We start from the raw sequence: 14,517 nt of genomic DNA on the forward strand, positions 1-14,517 counted from the left end.
AGCTCAGTAGGCAGAGTCCGCCTGCGGCGGATTAACCACCGGGTTGTGGGAATAGTTGAAACTACCAACAAACTTTTTGAATAACCATATGATCCCCAGTAGCTCAGTAGGCAGAGTCCGCCTGCGGCGGATTAACCACCGGGTTGTGGGAATAGTTGAAACTACCAACAAACTTTTTGAATAACCATATGATCCCCAGTAGCTCAGTAGGCAGAGCAGGTGGCTGTTAACCACCGGGTCCGCGGTTCGAGTCCGTGCTGGGGAGCCACTTTTTAAAGGCCCAATCCTTTGGATTGGGCCTTTGTATTTGGACAGCATAAGATGCCATTCTGGGTATACATTTTACAGGACGAGATAACCGGCAAGCTGTACAAGGGTCATACGTCAGATTTGCAGAGTCGCCTAAAACGTCACAATAGTCATGAAGCAGGGTCAATGAGATATACCTACAAGCAAAAAGGCCCATGGAAACTGATATATTCAGAAGCGTACGCCACTCGCAGTGATGCTATGAAAAGAGAAACGTTCTTGAAAAGCGGTCAGGGCCGTGAATGGATAAAAGTGAACATATTAAAACAGTCGCACAGTAGGCAGAGTCCGCCTGCGGCGGATTAACCACCGGGTCCGCGGTTTCCGCCTTCGGCGGACTGGGGAGCGAATCAACAGTAAAAGGGAACCTATCAATGGATGGTACCCCTTTTTGCGCTCGGTTTAAAAAAATCGTATGCAGAAGGTCACAAAATCAAATCAAAATATTTGCAAACTTTAGGCATATCGTGTAGGAAAAACGAAAAAATTTTAAAGGAGGGAGCTGTGAAAACACTTGTTGCATACTACTCTGAAAGCGGAAATACGGAGATACTGGCCAAGGCAATTTACAAAGGTCTGGAGACAACCGATAATGACATCGTGCAAATCGACGATACCACAAATTTCGCAGCGTATGACATTATTTTCGTGGGGTTTCCAGTTCAAACTAGCAGTGTGCCCCCAAAAGTGGAAAAAGCGTTAAAACGTATCCCAGATGGCAAAATGCTGGCTTTATTTGGCACCCATGGCTCGCTGCGGGGCGGCCCGCTGGCTGTTTCAGCATTCCATTATGCGATTACTCTGGCGGCTCAAGCAACGGTTATCGGTACCTTCGGGTGCCGGGGTGAGGTCAAAGCCAGTCTTCTGGAGGCCCTTATGAATAAGGCCGAATATAGATTCTGGGCATTGGAGGCCCAGAGCGCCGAAGGGCACCCAGATGAAGCGGACCTTGAAGATGGCAAACAATTCGCCAATTTAATGCTGCAAAAAGCTGGACGGGTATAACGGGCAGCAATTGACCTTCATTAGTATGGGTGAGTTGTGCCCTGTCTATGACAGATTTGGATACTCAAATCTGAAGGGTCTATTTGAGCCATCCGGCCAAATGAGTATGTGACCATTTCTCTCATATCTCAGGGGGCGACGTATTTCGATCACGGGTATTCGAAATTAAAATACGCCCCCTTCATTTCCTGCAAAACCATAACCCCCACTAAAGGCCTTGAATGGCCCTAAGGGCTTATTCAAGTTTTAGAGTCTCAGACAATATTCTTTTTATCATTTTGGAATTATTATAAATATTTTAATTGCCGGTCTCATTTCGAGACCTTGCTTTCCATTTCTAACATGCCATCAAGTGTGACATCTTGCACAATATCCCAAGCGTTAAAAACAGGTAAAGATTTTGGCCATTTGAGCCGATAAAACAAGTGTCTTGGACCGCTGTTTTCTCTATTGTTCAGACTAGTATGTGTTGGGCAGCAAACTCTATTCGATGCGCAACTGCCGTCTTATAAGCATATCAAAAGCCATATGTTAAAAAAGTTACATAAAATCATGTGTCTATAAACTAAAAATGGACCAAATTGCCAAAAATACGACGTCACAGAATCCTTCTGAACAGATACTGTCCACGCTGATCAATACGATTCCCAACCCGGCATTTTTTCGAAATAAAGATGGTGTGTTCATGGATTGCAACACCGCTTTTGCTGAAAAAGTGCTCGGTACCTGCTGCGAAAACATTGTCGGACAATCGGTTTTTGATCTTCCCAACATTATTCCGGCAGCGCTGACGGATTTCTGTTTGCATAACGATAAAAAACTGCTCAGCCAGCCCGGTATCCAAAGCTACGAGGCGGCTATTAGATGTGCTGACGGTATTCAGCGCGATTTTTTGATGAGCCGATCGACATTTACCGACCATACTGGAAAGATTGCCGGTATCATCAGCGTTATGATGGACTTAACGGACCAAAATCGCGCTGAGAAACTGCTGCAGGATCGGACGGCCGAGCTAGTCAAATCCAGCGCGGAACTCAAACGCCAGATTAAAAAGCGCAAAAAAGCCAAGCGATCGGTTAAGCTGGCACACCGTGAAATTGAGCACCTGATCTCTTCTTTACCGACAATTTTGATCGGTATAAGCTGCGATAAAGAAATAATTCATTGGAATGCCGTCGCTGCCAAGGTATTCAACATATCCGCCACCGATGTGATGGGAATCGAACTGGACTGCTGCGGCATCGATTGGGATTGGGACAAAATATCAGACGGTATTTCTAAAAGTCTCAACGATGGTTGCAACGTCCGGGTGGATAACATTCACTTTCGCAACTCTGATGGTGAGGATCGATACCTGGGGCTTTCGATTACGCCTTTTAAGGGCGATGATCAGAACATTTCAGGTTTGACGATCATCGGAGCTGATATCACCGATCGCATCAAATTTGAAGCGCAACTGCATCAGTCTCAGAAAATGGAGGCCATCGGGCAACTGGCCGCCGGGATTGCCCATGAAATCAATACGCCGGCCCAATTCGTCGGTGACAACACCCGGTTTCTGCAGGATGCTTTCAGCGACCTGATCGAAGCCTGCAATTTGTATAAAGAATCCCTCGATACGGCTAAATCTGGCCCGTTGCAGGCCGAGCAGATTCAAGACATCGAAAAACGCATTGAAGAGCTGGATATTGACTATCTCGAAGAGGAGGTCCCCCTGGCTATCGAGCAGACGCTCAAAGGCGTTGATCGCATCACCCATATTGTACAGGCCATGAAGATTTTTGCCCATCCGGGGGGAGAGGAAAAGGAACCCGTTGATATTAATAAAGAAATTGAAAAAACCATCATCATTACCCGTAATGAATGGAAATATGTGGCTGAATTAAAGACGGACTTCGATAGTGCTTTACCGACAGTGCCCTGTCATCGGGCGGAGTTTAACCAGGTGATTTTGAATTTGATTGTGAATGCCGCCCATGCGATTGCCGACGCAAAGGCGGACTCATCGGCTGAAAAGGGAACCATAAACATCAGCAGCCGCCAAACCGACAAGCATGCTGAAATTCGGATCAGTGACTCCGGCGTCGGTATTCCGGAGCATATCCGGCACCGCATATTTGATCTGTTCTTTACGACCAAGGAACCGGGCCGCGGAACCGGACAGGGGTTGGCGATTGCCCATTCTGTGATCGTTGACAAACATGGCGGCACAATTGACATAGAAACCAAAGAAAATCAAGGCACCACCTTTGTGATCCGGTTGCCCATAGACACCCTAAATTTGTAAATGACTGATCAAACCAAAAGACGCATATTGTTTGTTGACGATGAGCCCATGGTTTTAAAAGGCCTTCAGCGGTCGCTCAGAAAAATGCGTGCTGAATGGGATATGCGTTTTACGTCCAGTAGCAAAGAGGCGTTGGACATTCTAAGCCTCGAGCCGTTTGACGTGATTGTCTCTGATTTGCGAATGCCGGAGATGGATGGGGGCGAGCTCCTTGCCGAAGTCAAGCGTCATCATCCAGAGGTGGTGCGCATCATTCTTTCCGGTCAGGTGGAGCAGGAAACGACATTTAAATCCGTACAGCTGGCGCATCAAAGTCTTTCCAAGCCCTGTGATGCAGATATACTAAAGCACACCTTAAACAAACTGTTTGGATTGCGGAATCTACTGGAAGATAAAACCATCAAACGCATTGTTTCACAAACTGAGACGCTTCCCAGCCTGCCGGCCATTTATACCGAAGTGATCAATGAGCTGCAATCTTCAGATCCGTCTGTTCAAAAAATTGGCGATATTATTGCCGCCGATCTGGCCATGACGGCCAAAATATTACAGGTTGTCAACTCCGCCTTTTTCGGTCTTGTGCGAAAAATTAGCAACCCCAAAGAAGCGGTAATGCTTCTGGGGACCGAAACCATCAAAGCCCTTGTGCTTTCCGTTAAAATCTTTTCCGAATTCAATCAGAAAAAATATGCGTGGTTTAATTTTGACGAGCTTTTCAATCACAGCATGTCGGTCAGCATGTTTGCGCAAAGCGTCTCAAAAGAGGAACGGCTGGATCAATATCTGATAAACAATTCGCTGATGGCCGGTATGTTCCACGATTTGGGCAAACTGATCCTGGTGACCAACTTCCAAAAACCGTATCAACAGATTTTGGCTGAAGCGCAGCAAAAAAAACGACATCTGTGGGAACTCGAAATTGATATGTTTGGGACCAGCCATGCAGAAATCGGTGCTTATTTAATGGGGTTGTGGGGGCTGGATTACCCGGTAATTGAAGCAATAGCGTTTCATCATTGCCCTGACAGAAGCCTGGCCGATTCAACCGGGCTTCTGACCGCCGTTCATTTTGGTGATGCGTATGACCGTCTAAAAAAGGATGAAAACAGCTCTGGTGAATTGAAACAACTGGATCGCGGGTATCTTGATAATCTGGGGGTTGGTCACCGAATTGATGACTGGCGACTCGTGTGTAAGGATCTCGCAGAGAGGAAATGGTAATGAAAGATAAAGTTTTACTGGTCGATGATGATGCCATGGTTCTGGCCGGGCTTAAGCGTCAGTTGCGCAGCCAATTTCGTATCGACACTGCCCTCAGTGGTGAAGAAGCCCTGAAGCAGGTGCAGGAAAATGGGCCGTATGCGGTAATTGTATCTGATTTCATGATGCCGGGAATGAATGGTATCGAATTTTTATCGTATGTCAAAAAGACCAGCCCGGACACTGTCCGCATGATGCTGACCGGCACTGCGGACATGCCGACTGCCATTCGAGCTGTCAACGAGGGCAATATCTTTCAGTTTCATAACAAGCCGTGTCCAGCCGATATTCTGAGCCAGGCGATACAAAGCGCAATCCAGAAATATCACAAAGTCGTATCCCACCAGCAACAGCTGAATAATTTTAAATCGTCTCTGGAAAAGGCCAGTCAGGTTCAACACGAACTGTTGCCGAAATCAGATCCCGATTTTGAGGGGTTTGACATTGCCGGCCGCAGTATTTGGTGTGATGAAACCGGAGGGGACTATTATGATTTTATATATCCCCCGGAAAACGGTCAAGATAAGATCGGCATTGTCGTTGGTGATGTCACTGATCACGGTATCCCTTCTGCGCTGCTGATGACCACCGCGCGTGCTTTTCTCAGAGAGCGCATCCAAACTTCCCCCAGCACCTGTGCTGCGATTATATCCGATGTTAATAAGCGGCTGGTGCAGGATGTCGAACAGCTGCATCTTTTTATGACCATGTTTTACTGCGAGCTCGACGCCAAGGAAAAAATGATTCGCTGGGTCAAGGCCGGGCATGAACCGGCGATTTTATGGTCTCCTGCTACAGCTGATCAACCGGAGTTACTCTCCGGCGAGGGCTTGCCACTAGGGGTCATGGATGATGCGGTTTATAAAGAGTATCAGAAACCGATCCGTTCCGGCCAGATAATTTTAATCGGAACCGATGGCATCAAAGAGGCGATCAATGATAATGGTGAAATGTACGGCACCCAACGATTGTTGCAGGTGATTAAGGACACAGCCGATCAAGCTGCTAAACAAATTATCGATGGCGTATTTGAATCTCTGAATCGATTTTGTCACCCGCTAAAAATTGATGATGATGCCACTCTGGTCGTCATTAAAGTTGAGTAAAATAAGCTTCCATTTTAGGGTCTGACATACCCGAACAGAAGCGCACAAAATTTCAGCACAACATTTTGCAACAAATTGGTTTAAACACCTTATGCCCTGCGGTCCCTCGATCCTGAAGACATATCCTCGACAATAAACGGCGAACATCGCATGCCAATGCTCATTTTCTTAATCCAGGCCCGCACCATGGTAATGGTCTCCCCATCCATATTGACGATACTCGGCAACTCTTCCACGTAATCAATATCATCTTTATAAAATTCGTAAAACACGTTATGAGAACTGTAGGGGTCGGCAATTAAGATGATTTTATGCCCATCGTAGGGATGCCGCTGAGGAGACCCAGAAAACGCGACGTGGGTTTTGCGCAAGACTTTTCGATCTTTTGGGCGTCGATAGGCCTGGATTTCAAATTTTATGGCTTCCTGGGGATGTTTGGTTTCTGTCATGCCTGGCTCTCCTTAGACTGAAATATTGGAAAGTGGAAATATCATTGCTCCGATATTTGACAGGGTTATCTCACGAATGATGATATTTTTCAAATGACAAAAGAAGTGTTTTGATCAGGAGCATTTATGGAACCCTTGAAGGGATATCAGAAAAAGTTTCTTAAAGGACTTGCCCACGGATTAAAGCCTGTGGTGTTTATCGGTCAGAAGGGTCTAACTGCCAACCTGATCGAATCGATTCGTGAGGCCCTTGCAACCCATGAGCTGATCAAGGTCAAGTTCGTTGATTTTAAAGAAAAACAGCAGAAAATAGCAACAGCCGAAGCACTTGCGGCTGAAGCGGATTGCCAGCTGGTTGGCATGATCGGCCATATCGTCATCTTCTACCAACAGCAAACCGATCCGGAGAAACGCCATTTTCAGCTACCGCAGCGGTAAGCGAACCGGCCAACGGTCAGACTACTGGTCCCGCGAGTTGGGATCTTCCAATGAGGTTTTGGTTTCATTGGGGTATATGACCAGCCGGTCACCCGGGTGTATGGGCTTTTTGCCATCCAGGCGGTTCCAGATGAGCAGCGCCGGCAGCGGCACATTGAAACGCTCGGCAATACTGGTCAGGTTGTCGCCTGTGCGAACCACATACACGCGCTCTTGATTCTTGGCCTGCCATTGTTGCACCATCTGTTTAAAGCGCGTCTCAAATCCGTCGGCACTCCCTTTTGGGATTAACAGCGAATGTGTACCGGCCGTCAGAAAGTGGCCGCGGATCTCCGGGTTCAGGTCTTTAATGGCCTTAAAATAGGTTTTGGCAGCCTGGGCGACAATTAGGATCGGCGTATCCTGAAAGCATTCAATCTGAATTCGATCAAACGCCAGTGGTGGATAAAGGTCATCATCGCTGAATTGGAAGCCAAATCGCTCCGGATTCGTTAAAATTAATTTTGCAGCAATAATTCTGAAAACATACCGCTGGGTTTCAAGCGGCAGATAGAGCTGGTAATAATCCTCCGATTTTTGCGATACCATCTCGCTTTGTAGGCCGATTTCCCCCATATTGTAAGCAGCAGCCGCAAGCGTCCAGGACCCCAGCATCGCATACAGCTCTTTAAGGTAGTTTATGGCCGCCTGAGTTGAGGCGAATATATTCCTGCGCTCATCGATATCAGCATTTATTCTAAGTCCATATTTAAGACCGGTGGATTTTAAAAATTGCCAGTAGCCAATGGCGCCTTTGCGCGAGCCGGCATGTGGGCGCAGTGCACTTTCAATAATGGCCATATATTTCAAGTCATCGGGCATGTTGTTTTCAGCTAGCATTTCTTCAATAATTGGCAAATAACGGGTGGAGCGCTTAATCCACAGCACCACTTGGGGTCGATCCCAGATGGTTAACAGCAGTTCTTTTTCTAAACGCTCGCGCACTTCTTGAAGGTCCAGCGCCACGGGCTCACCGCAAAAATTAAGTGCTTGATCTAGTTTGATGTTTGCTATTAGTGAGGGCCAATCGGAAGGTTGCTGCATCTGCGGCTCCTGAGCGCTGCAGATGACCGCCCCGCCCATTAGGACCAACAATAGCATCAAAAACGTGCGTTTCATATTCGCCTCAGTCTGTTTAAGATGGCTTGCGTGAAATTGCCTTTGACAGAAACGTCATAGCTGTTTGCCATTCCCGTCGCAGGCTTTTAACAGATGACTCTGAATGCTGTAAACAACTATCAACCAAATGACAACTGTCCCTAACGGCTTACGGATGAGACAGCCGCTGTGATGAATTTCCGGCGTAAACAGAGACGGTGCGATCTTTGGCAAAATTGCTGAAAACAGCACTGAAGACAATCAGAAAACCACCGCATCCAAAGCGCCAACTGAAAATTTCACCTAGCAATATAATGCCCAACAGGGACGTAAAGATCACTTCACTGGTCAAAATTAGACCGCCTTCCCAGCTTTTGCAATATTGAAAACCCTGATTCATCAGAAGCTGGGCGGCAAGGGCGCTAAAAACGATGCCGCCGATCATCAGCCATTCGATGGCGGATGTCGGCAGGTGTGGATCGCTGATAAACGCCGGAAAGGTGATCACAGCACCGATCAGGCAAAAATACAAATAAATGACGGTTGACCCGTTTGTTTCTCTTAATTTTTTGATTAAACAGACGGTCACACCGGCAAACATGCCGGATGTCAGACCGGCCGCCTGGCCCCATAGGCTGTCTGACAGTTGATAATCAAATAAGATCGCGGCACCGATCAGCGCGCCCAATACGCAGCCGATTTGGCCAAATGAGATTTTTTCACCAAACAAAAGAAATGAAAAAAGGGCTGCAAAGGCTGGAAATGTAAAAAACAAAACCATGGCTGTCGATATTGGAATGTGCCGGATGGCGATGACAAGCAACAAAAAGGCGGTGGTGCCGGTCAAGCCCCGAATGATCATGAGTTTGAGGTTGCTGGTTTTGAAGGGATTTTGTTTCCATCCCATTATGCCCATTAAAATAACCAGCCCCAAACCGAATCGGTAAAAGGCAATGTCCCAGACCCGGAATCCAGGTCCGGAAAGCTTGATGAGACCATCCACAACGGAGAATAAAAAAGCGGAAGCCAGCATTAAGCCCGTGCCTGTCCAGCGTCCAGAGCGCGAAATAGGCCAGGAACCCGTTGGCGCATCTCTGCGCTCAGCGGGCCTAGTGCTGTTGAGTTGGGCATGGCGGATATCGTTCATTTGCCGGCGCTTTGTGTTAGAGGGCGTTTGTGGTGCGCATCGAAGAGTACAATGTTAACAGTCCCACTATAACAAAGAAAATTCCGGCTCCGATTCTGATATAGTTTGTGGGAACGACCCGGCTGATCCCGGCACCGAAAACTACGGCGATCAATGAACTGAGCACCAGGGCGCCAGCGGAACCTAAGAATACAGAGATTCGCGAGTTACAATCAGCTGAAAAGCAAAATGTTGCCAGTTGGGTTTTGTCACCCAATTCAGCCAGAAAGATCAAACCAAAGGTTGTCAGCAGTATTTTGAAATCCATCGGGTTCCTCATAGATGAAAAAGTTTTCAGGTGTCAGGTGTCAGATTCTGAATTTCAGAATTGGTCTTGGTGCCTTTTATATTTAATCATCACTGAATAAATTTGCGGTTATGATGTGTCCTAAATTGCCCTGACACCTGACACCAGTTATATCTATAATGCCCTTAGATATTCCGGTTTCAACGGGACTTTGCCTTTCAAGGCCTCGTCAATCAACTCCAATGTGGTCTCCTTGTCCTTTGGAAACCGGGCTCTGATCGGCAGATAATTTGAAGCGTGATTGGCATGGAAAAGCCCCCGGGTCAAGTGGGTGCTGGCGATCATGGTTCTCAGCTCCGCCAGCATTTCCTGCGGTTCAATCAGGCGAAATTTTCCGGAGACATACGCCTGATGAAGGGCGGTATCCGGTATGAGCATCAGGCTCAGGGCGCCAATGTAGTCAGGGTCCATTTCGGAAAGGACGCGCCCGGTTTCCTTTGCATGGACCTGAGAACGCTCTGGGCCAGCGATCCCCAAAAGAACGGTAACCGAAAGCTTGAAGCCGGCTTCTTTGGCTTTGCGACCCATGGCAATCATCTGTTCGGCGGTGGCCCCTTTGTTTATGTTCTTTAGTGTGATGTCGTCGCCGGTTTCCAAACCCATATACACGATTCCCACCCCATGCGCTTTGAGCGCCTTGAGCTCATCGATCGTTTTCATTTTCAAGGCCTTGGCATTGGCATACAATCCGACCCGTGTTACCCAGGGCAGCTGTTTTTCAATTTCTTTTAGAATTTTTAGCAGCCTTTTTTGGGGAATGATGAGCGCATCGCCATCGCATAAGAATACCCGGCGCTGCCGACGGCAGTGTTGCGCTGCAAAGGCAATGTCTTCCATAATGATGGCATCGGGCTTTATCCGAAAACGTTCGCCTTTGTAGGTTCCGCAAAAGGTACATTTATTGCGTGAACAGCCGACGGTCACCTGCAGCAGAATGCTGTTGGCCTCGCTGGGCGGTCGTATTATGTTGCCTTCATAATGCATGCGGTTTAACATTCCATCTGAGAATTTAACGGACTGAATTTCGCATCAGTCCGAACTTTGGCTTTTATATGTTTGTGGCGGTCATAGCAACTGTTTTCTTAAGCAGCACCGGGAGGAGGCTCGTCAGCATCATCGCCGATACATGTTTTTTCGAGCAGATCATCTTTAAGGTAGTCATAAAGGCTGCCGTGGAAAGAACACTTGATGGCCTCTTTGATTTTTTTTATCAGATACTCACTGATAGCTGCTTCACCGTCAATTTTAAGGCGAAACGCAATGAGCCGCTGTAATTTTTTGTCCTGTTTGTCACGATCCGGCACCATCCGCATGACGCGTTGGAATGTCATCTGAAAGGGACCATCCTGTTCTTCAATCGAAATGATCTTGTCTGTCATGGCTATTTCTCCATCGGGTTGGCCAGTTTGCCGGTTGAGCCCGTTGGGCCCGTTAAGAAAGAAGCATGTTTTAAATTATGGTTGATCGGCTTTCAGCAGGCTAATCCCTTTTCATATGGACCGTTAGTCAGCAACGGGCTAACCGGCTATCCGCTATTACTGGTTGCCAAAGCCATTTTGTCCACCACAATCCGGGCATGTCCAGGTAATACCATTGCAGGACATTCCCCACATGTTTTCTTGCATGCAGTCCTGGCAAATACTGAAGCCGCAACGGCACGTCCAGCAAAATCGAAATGTCGACTTACAGCAATCGCAATCGTAGGATTTGAGACGTCGGCGCCGCTGGCGATATCCGGAATTTGTAGCCGGCACTTTCATGATTGTTGTTTTAAATCTTAAGTGTTATAGAGACCCATGCCCGGTTCCGGTGGCGTAATATCTGCCTGAACCGGAATATATTCAGCGGACATGCAAAGGGTGCCAAAAAAGTAATTCAATCCAGAATATATGTCAAATTTGCTAAAATGTGACATCTGTATCTGACCGTGACAAACGGGTTCAAAATCGATGGTTTAACCGCACTTGGCAATCAATGGTATTGAGAAATCTATGAAAGAAGAAAAAACGATATATTTAATCGACGGTACCGCATACATCCATCGCGCCTACCATGCCATCCGGGGATTATCCAATTCAAAGGGACTGCCGACAAATGCCACCTTTGGATTTGCGCGAATGATGTTAAAGCTTATCGAAGATCGCCAACCGCAGTATGCCGGTATGTTCTTCGATGCCAAGGGCCCTACTTTTCGGCATGAAATGTACACAGAATACAAAGCCAATCGTCCACCCATGCCCGACGATATGGCCGTTCAAATTCCGTATATCAAAGAAGTTACAGCGGCTTTGCAATTTCCGATTATAGAGATGCAGGGTTTTGAAGCCGATGACCTGATCGGAACGGTTGCCCGGATTGCTGAAAAGAAAGGTTTTTCGGTCGTTATTGTGACCGGTGACAAGGATTTTATTCAGCTTGTGACCGAGCACACCCTGATCTGGGATCCTATGAAGGAAACCACCATCGATACCGCCTTTGTCAAGAAAGCCTATGGCGTCGAACCGCAGCAGATGATTGATGTCTTGGGACTGGCCGGTGATACATCCGACAACGTTCCCGGGGTTCCGGGAATTGGCCAGAAAACAGCACTGAATCTAATCCAAAACCACCAGAGTATACTCAAATTATACGAAAAGGTTGACACCATCACCGCTAAGAAGCAACGCGAAAACCTGATTCGTTTTCGGGATCAAGCTTTTTTAAGCCGGGATCTGGTCACGATTGACATCGACGCTCCTATTTCCACTGATCTGGCGGATTTTAAAATCGGCCCGGCGGACACCGATACACTTTCAGCCCTGTTTCAGACCCTCGAGTTTCGGCAACTACAGCACGCCCTTTCTCAGAAGGCCGACTTAAGCGACAAAAATTACCAGCCGATTTTAACCCAAGCAGCGCTTGATCGGCTGATATCTCGTCTGACATCGGCCCGCATATTTGCCCTGGACACTGAAACGACTTCTCAAATCCCAATGCAAGCGCGGCTGGTGGGGCTGTCATTTGCCCTGCAGCCCAACGAAGCGTTTTATATTCCCTGTGGTCATGATTATCTTGGCGCACCGCAGCAATTACCGCTATCTGACGTGTTAAAACAGCTCGGACCTGTATTGTCTGATCCGAGTATTAAAAAAGTCGGCCAAAATATAAAGTATGATTGGATTGTTCTGACCCGCCATGGCGTCAAGCTCGATGGTGTCGTTTTTGACACCATGGTCGCATCTTACCTGCTAAATCCATCCAAACGCGCTCACAATCTGGACCAGATCGCTCTGGATTTTTTAGGCCATAAAACCATTCCCTATCAGGACGTCGCCGGCAAAGGCAAAAACGCTTTATCCTTTAATCAGGTGCTATTGGAAAAAGCAGTGCCGTACGCCTGCGAGGATGCCGACATCACCCTGATGGCCAAGGATGCTTTGATGTCTCAATTGCAGGCGATTGATCTGCAACAACTGATGGAAACCGTCGAGATGCCCTTAGTGCCAGTCCTGATGGATATGGAAATGATCGGCACCTGTGTCGATATCGACCGCCTACATGAACTGTCTAAATCCTTTGCACATCAACTTGAAGGGCTGGAGGCCAGTATTTACGGTCTTGCCGGAGAAGAATTTAACATCAAATCCTCCAAGCAGTTGGGCAACATTTTGTTCAACAAACTGCAATTGCCGGTATTGAAAAAAACCAAAAAGAAAACTGGTTATTCGACCGATGTGGATGTATTAACTCGCCTGGCTGAAGAACATGAAATGCCAGCCCTCATATTAAAGCATCGCACACTGTCCAAACTTAAATCAACTTATGCTGACGCCCTGGCTGATCTGGTTAATCCCGAGACCGGCCGTATTCATACATCCTTTAATCAAACCGTAACGGCTACTGGCCGCTTAAGCAGCTCTGACCCAAATTTGCAAAATATACCCATTCGCAGCGCGGAGGGCATGGAGATCCGCAGGGCTTTTGTGCCCCGCAAAGGCTGGAAACTGGTATCAGCGGATTATTCCCAGGTGGAATTGCGCATCTTGGCACATTATTCCGATGACCCCATTTTGATTAAAGCGTTTTTGGAAAACGAGGATATTCACGCACGTACCGCCAGCGAGGTTTTTCAAGTGCCTGCTTCAGATGTGACAACCGAGCTCAGGCGGCAGGCTAAGGCCATTAATTTCGGTATTATATATGGAATGAGTGCCTTTGGGCTTTCTAAACAGCTTGATATCGGACAAAAGATGGCGCAAACCTATATCGATCATTATTTTGCCCGCTACACCGGTGTGAAGGAATTCATCGACAAAACGCTTGCAGAGGCCCATCAGTCCAAACGCACCAGCACGCTTTTGGGACGTATTCGTCTGCTGCCGGATATTGGCAGTCGCAACCATGTCGTACGGCAGGCTGCTGAAAGAACAGCGATTAATACACCGATACAAGGGACCGCTGCCGACCTCATTAAGCTGGCAATGATCAAAGTGGCCAGTACCATCAAAGATAAAAACCTTAAATCCGCTATGCTGCTCAGCGTTCACGATGAGCTCATTTTCGAGGTCCCACCGCAAGAACTGGACGAACTGTCAACTCTGGTCAAAGAAATAATGGAAAGTGTCTGGGAGCTCAAAGTGCCCCTCAAAGTGAACTTGGCGCTGGGCGACAACTGGGCTGAAGCCCACTAATTGGTTTTAATTGACAGAAACTACCCTTTTTCTTCACTTGATGAAGGCACTGCCTGGCCTTTGACCGTATCATACACCGTACCGTAGATGTTTTTAAATGAATCCGTAAAACCGGCCGGTGATATGCGTCCCCCTTCTATGAATTTGACAACAATTTCCTTGGTGGCTCTTAATATTTGTTCGTCTAATGAGGCCATATACGCTCTCCTTCTTTGAATGAAAATTAATGCGAAATAAACTAATATTAAATAACAGCATCACAATCTTGTTGGAACGGTGCGACAAGATACCAGCTAAAGTTAACGGATGAAAATCATTTCATCGCATTAATTTTCACCCTTCGGGCGAGCCGGAGGCTTCCAT

The 14,517-nt window shown here is 47.2% G+C and carries 13 protein-coding genes and 1 tRNA gene; 7 read left to right on the top strand and 7 right to left on the bottom strand.

Going from position 1 to position 14,517, the window contains the following annotated elements; translation table 11 throughout:
* Positions 1–192 precede the first annotated feature (192 nt).
* From QNJ26_22055 to QNJ26_22075, 5 genes are all read left to right on the top strand, one after another.
* Positions 193–268 (top strand) — tRNA-Asn (locus QNJ26_22055).
* A 545-nt stretch (positions 269–813) separates the two neighbouring features.
* Positions 814–1,314, top strand: a complete 501-nt coding sequence (locus QNJ26_22060) for a flavodoxin family protein (protein MDJ0988238.1) — start codon at positions 814–816, stop codon at positions 1,312–1,314.
* Between the two features lie 571 nt (positions 1,315–1,885).
* Positions 1,886–3,601: an ATP-binding protein gene (locus tag QNJ26_22065; GenBank protein ID MDJ0988239.1), complete on the top strand. Its 1,716-nt coding sequence runs from the start codon at positions 1,886–1,888 to the stop codon at positions 3,599–3,601.
* The gene (locus QNJ26_22070) at positions 3,602–4,822 is read left to right on the top strand and encodes a response regulator (protein MDJ0988240.1); all 1,221 of its coding nucleotides are present in this window, start codon (positions 3,602–3,604) and stop codon (positions 4,820–4,822) included.
* Positions 4,822–5,967: a SpoIIE family protein phosphatase gene (locus QNJ26_22075; GenBank protein ID MDJ0988241.1), complete on the top strand. Its 1,146-nt coding sequence runs from the start codon at positions 4,822–4,824 to the stop codon at positions 5,965–5,967. Before QNJ26_22070 ends, QNJ26_22075 begins: the two co-directional genes overlap by 1 nt.
* A gap of 89 nt (positions 5,968–6,056) precedes the next feature.
* Here the strand turns inward: QNJ26_22075 and QNJ26_22080 are convergent, their stop codons facing one another.
* Complete coding sequence (locus QNJ26_22080) at positions 6,057–6,416, bottom strand: inorganic pyrophosphatase Ppa (protein ID MDJ0988242.1); 360 nt, start codon at positions 6,414–6,416, stop codon at positions 6,057–6,059.
* A gap of 126 nt (positions 6,417–6,542) precedes the next feature.
* Here QNJ26_22080 and yhbY point away from each other — a divergent pair, with 126 nt between their 5' ends.
* Entirely contained in the window at positions 6,543–6,854 is a 312-nt protein-coding gene (yhbY, locus tag QNJ26_22085) for a ribosome assembly RNA-binding protein YhbY (GenBank protein MDJ0988243.1), read from the top strand.
* 21 nt (positions 6,855–6,875) lie between these two features.
* Here yhbY and QNJ26_22090 read toward each other — a convergent pair whose 3' ends face one another.
* The 5 genes from QNJ26_22090 to QNJ26_22110 all read right to left on the bottom strand — a co-directional run bounded on the left by QNJ26_22090 (position 6,876) and on the right by QNJ26_22110 (position 10,863).
* Positions 6,876–8,012: a transglycosylase SLT domain-containing protein gene (locus QNJ26_22090; GenBank protein ID MDJ0988244.1), complete on the bottom strand. Its 1,137-nt coding sequence runs from the start codon at positions 8,010–8,012 to the stop codon at positions 6,876–6,878.
* Positions 8,013–8,160: 148 nt separating this feature from the next.
* Positions 8,161–9,138, bottom strand: a complete 978-nt coding sequence (locus tag QNJ26_22095) for a DMT family transporter (protein MDJ0988245.1) — start codon at positions 9,136–9,138, stop codon at positions 8,161–8,163.
* A 16-nt stretch (positions 9,139–9,154) separates the two neighbouring features.
* Complete coding sequence (locus QNJ26_22100) at positions 9,155–9,445, bottom strand: TMEM165/GDT1 family protein (GenBank protein ID MDJ0988246.1); 291 nt, start codon at positions 9,443–9,445, stop codon at positions 9,155–9,157.
* 153 nt (positions 9,446–9,598) lie between these two features.
* Positions 9,599–10,468, bottom strand: a complete 870-nt coding sequence (locus QNJ26_22105) for a radical SAM protein (GenBank protein ID MDJ0988247.1) — start codon at positions 10,466–10,468, stop codon at positions 9,599–9,601.
* 98 nt (positions 10,469–10,566) lie between these two features.
* Entirely contained in the window at positions 10,567–10,863 is a 297-nt protein-coding gene (locus tag QNJ26_22110) for a hypothetical protein (protein ID MDJ0988248.1), read from the bottom strand.
* A gap of 612 nt (positions 10,864–11,475) precedes the next feature.
* Between QNJ26_22110 and polA the strand changes: the two genes are divergently transcribed.
* Positions 11,476–14,154 carry a DNA polymerase I gene (polA, locus tag QNJ26_22115; protein MDJ0988249.1) on the top strand — a complete coding sequence of 893 codons (2,679 nt, stop codon included), beginning with the start codon at positions 11,476–11,478 and terminating at the stop codon, positions 14,152–14,154.
* A 20-nt stretch (positions 14,155–14,174) separates the two neighbouring features.
* Here the strand turns inward: polA and QNJ26_22120 are convergent, their stop codons facing one another.
* Positions 14,175–14,351, bottom strand: coding sequence for a conjugal transfer protein TraB (locus tag QNJ26_22120; GenBank protein MDJ0988250.1), 177 nt, complete (start codon positions 14,349–14,351; stop codon positions 14,175–14,177).
* Between the last annotated feature and the right edge of the window lie 166 nt (positions 14,352–14,517).

It is taken from the genome of Desulfobacterales bacterium, from assembly GCA_030066985.1.
In the GTDB taxonomy this organism is placed as follows: Bacteria; Desulfobacterota; Desulfobacteria; order Desulfobacterales; family JAHEIW01; genus JAHEIW01.

Bases quoted from the DNA above. Each gene is read 5' to 3' on its own strand.
- polA (MDJ0988249.1), top strand. From the start codon at position 11,476: ATGAAAGAAGAAAAAACGATATATTTAATCGACGGTACCGCATACATC.
- QNJ26_22080 (MDJ0988242.1), bottom strand. From the start codon at position 6,416: ATGACAGAAACCAAACATCCCCAGGAAGCCATAAAATTTGAAATCCAG.
- QNJ26_22070 (MDJ0988240.1), top strand. From the start codon at position 3,602: ATGACTGATCAAACCAAAAGACGCATATTGTTTGTTGACGATGAGCCC.
- QNJ26_22095 (MDJ0988245.1), bottom strand. From the start codon at position 9,138: ATGAACGATATCCGCCATGCCCAACTCAACAGCACTAGGCCCGCTGAG.
- QNJ26_22065 (MDJ0988239.1), top strand. From the start codon at position 1,886: ATGGACCAAATTGCCAAAAATACGACGTCACAGAATCCTTCTGAACAG.
- QNJ26_22090 (MDJ0988244.1), bottom strand. From the start codon at position 8,012: ATGAAACGCACGTTTTTGATGCTATTGTTGGTCCTAATGGGCGGGGCG.
- QNJ26_22110 (MDJ0988248.1), bottom strand. From the start codon at position 10,863: ATGACAGACAAGATCATTTCGATTGAAGAACAGGATGGTCCCTTTCAG.
- QNJ26_22075 (MDJ0988241.1), top strand. From the start codon at position 4,822: ATGAAAGATAAAGTTTTACTGGTCGATGATGATGCCATGGTTCTGGCC.
- yhbY (MDJ0988243.1), top strand. From the start codon at position 6,543: ATGGAACCCTTGAAGGGATATCAGAAAAAGTTTCTTAAAGGACTTGCC.
- QNJ26_22100 (MDJ0988246.1), bottom strand. From the start codon at position 9,445: ATGGATTTCAAAATACTGCTGACAACCTTTGGTTTGATCTTTCTGGCT.
- QNJ26_22105 (MDJ0988247.1), bottom strand. From the start codon at position 10,468: ATGCATTATGAAGGCAACATAATACGACCGCCCAGCGAGGCCAACAGC.
- QNJ26_22120 (MDJ0988250.1), bottom strand. From the start codon at position 14,351: ATGGCCTCATTAGACGAACAAATATTAAGAGCCACCAAGGAAATTGTT.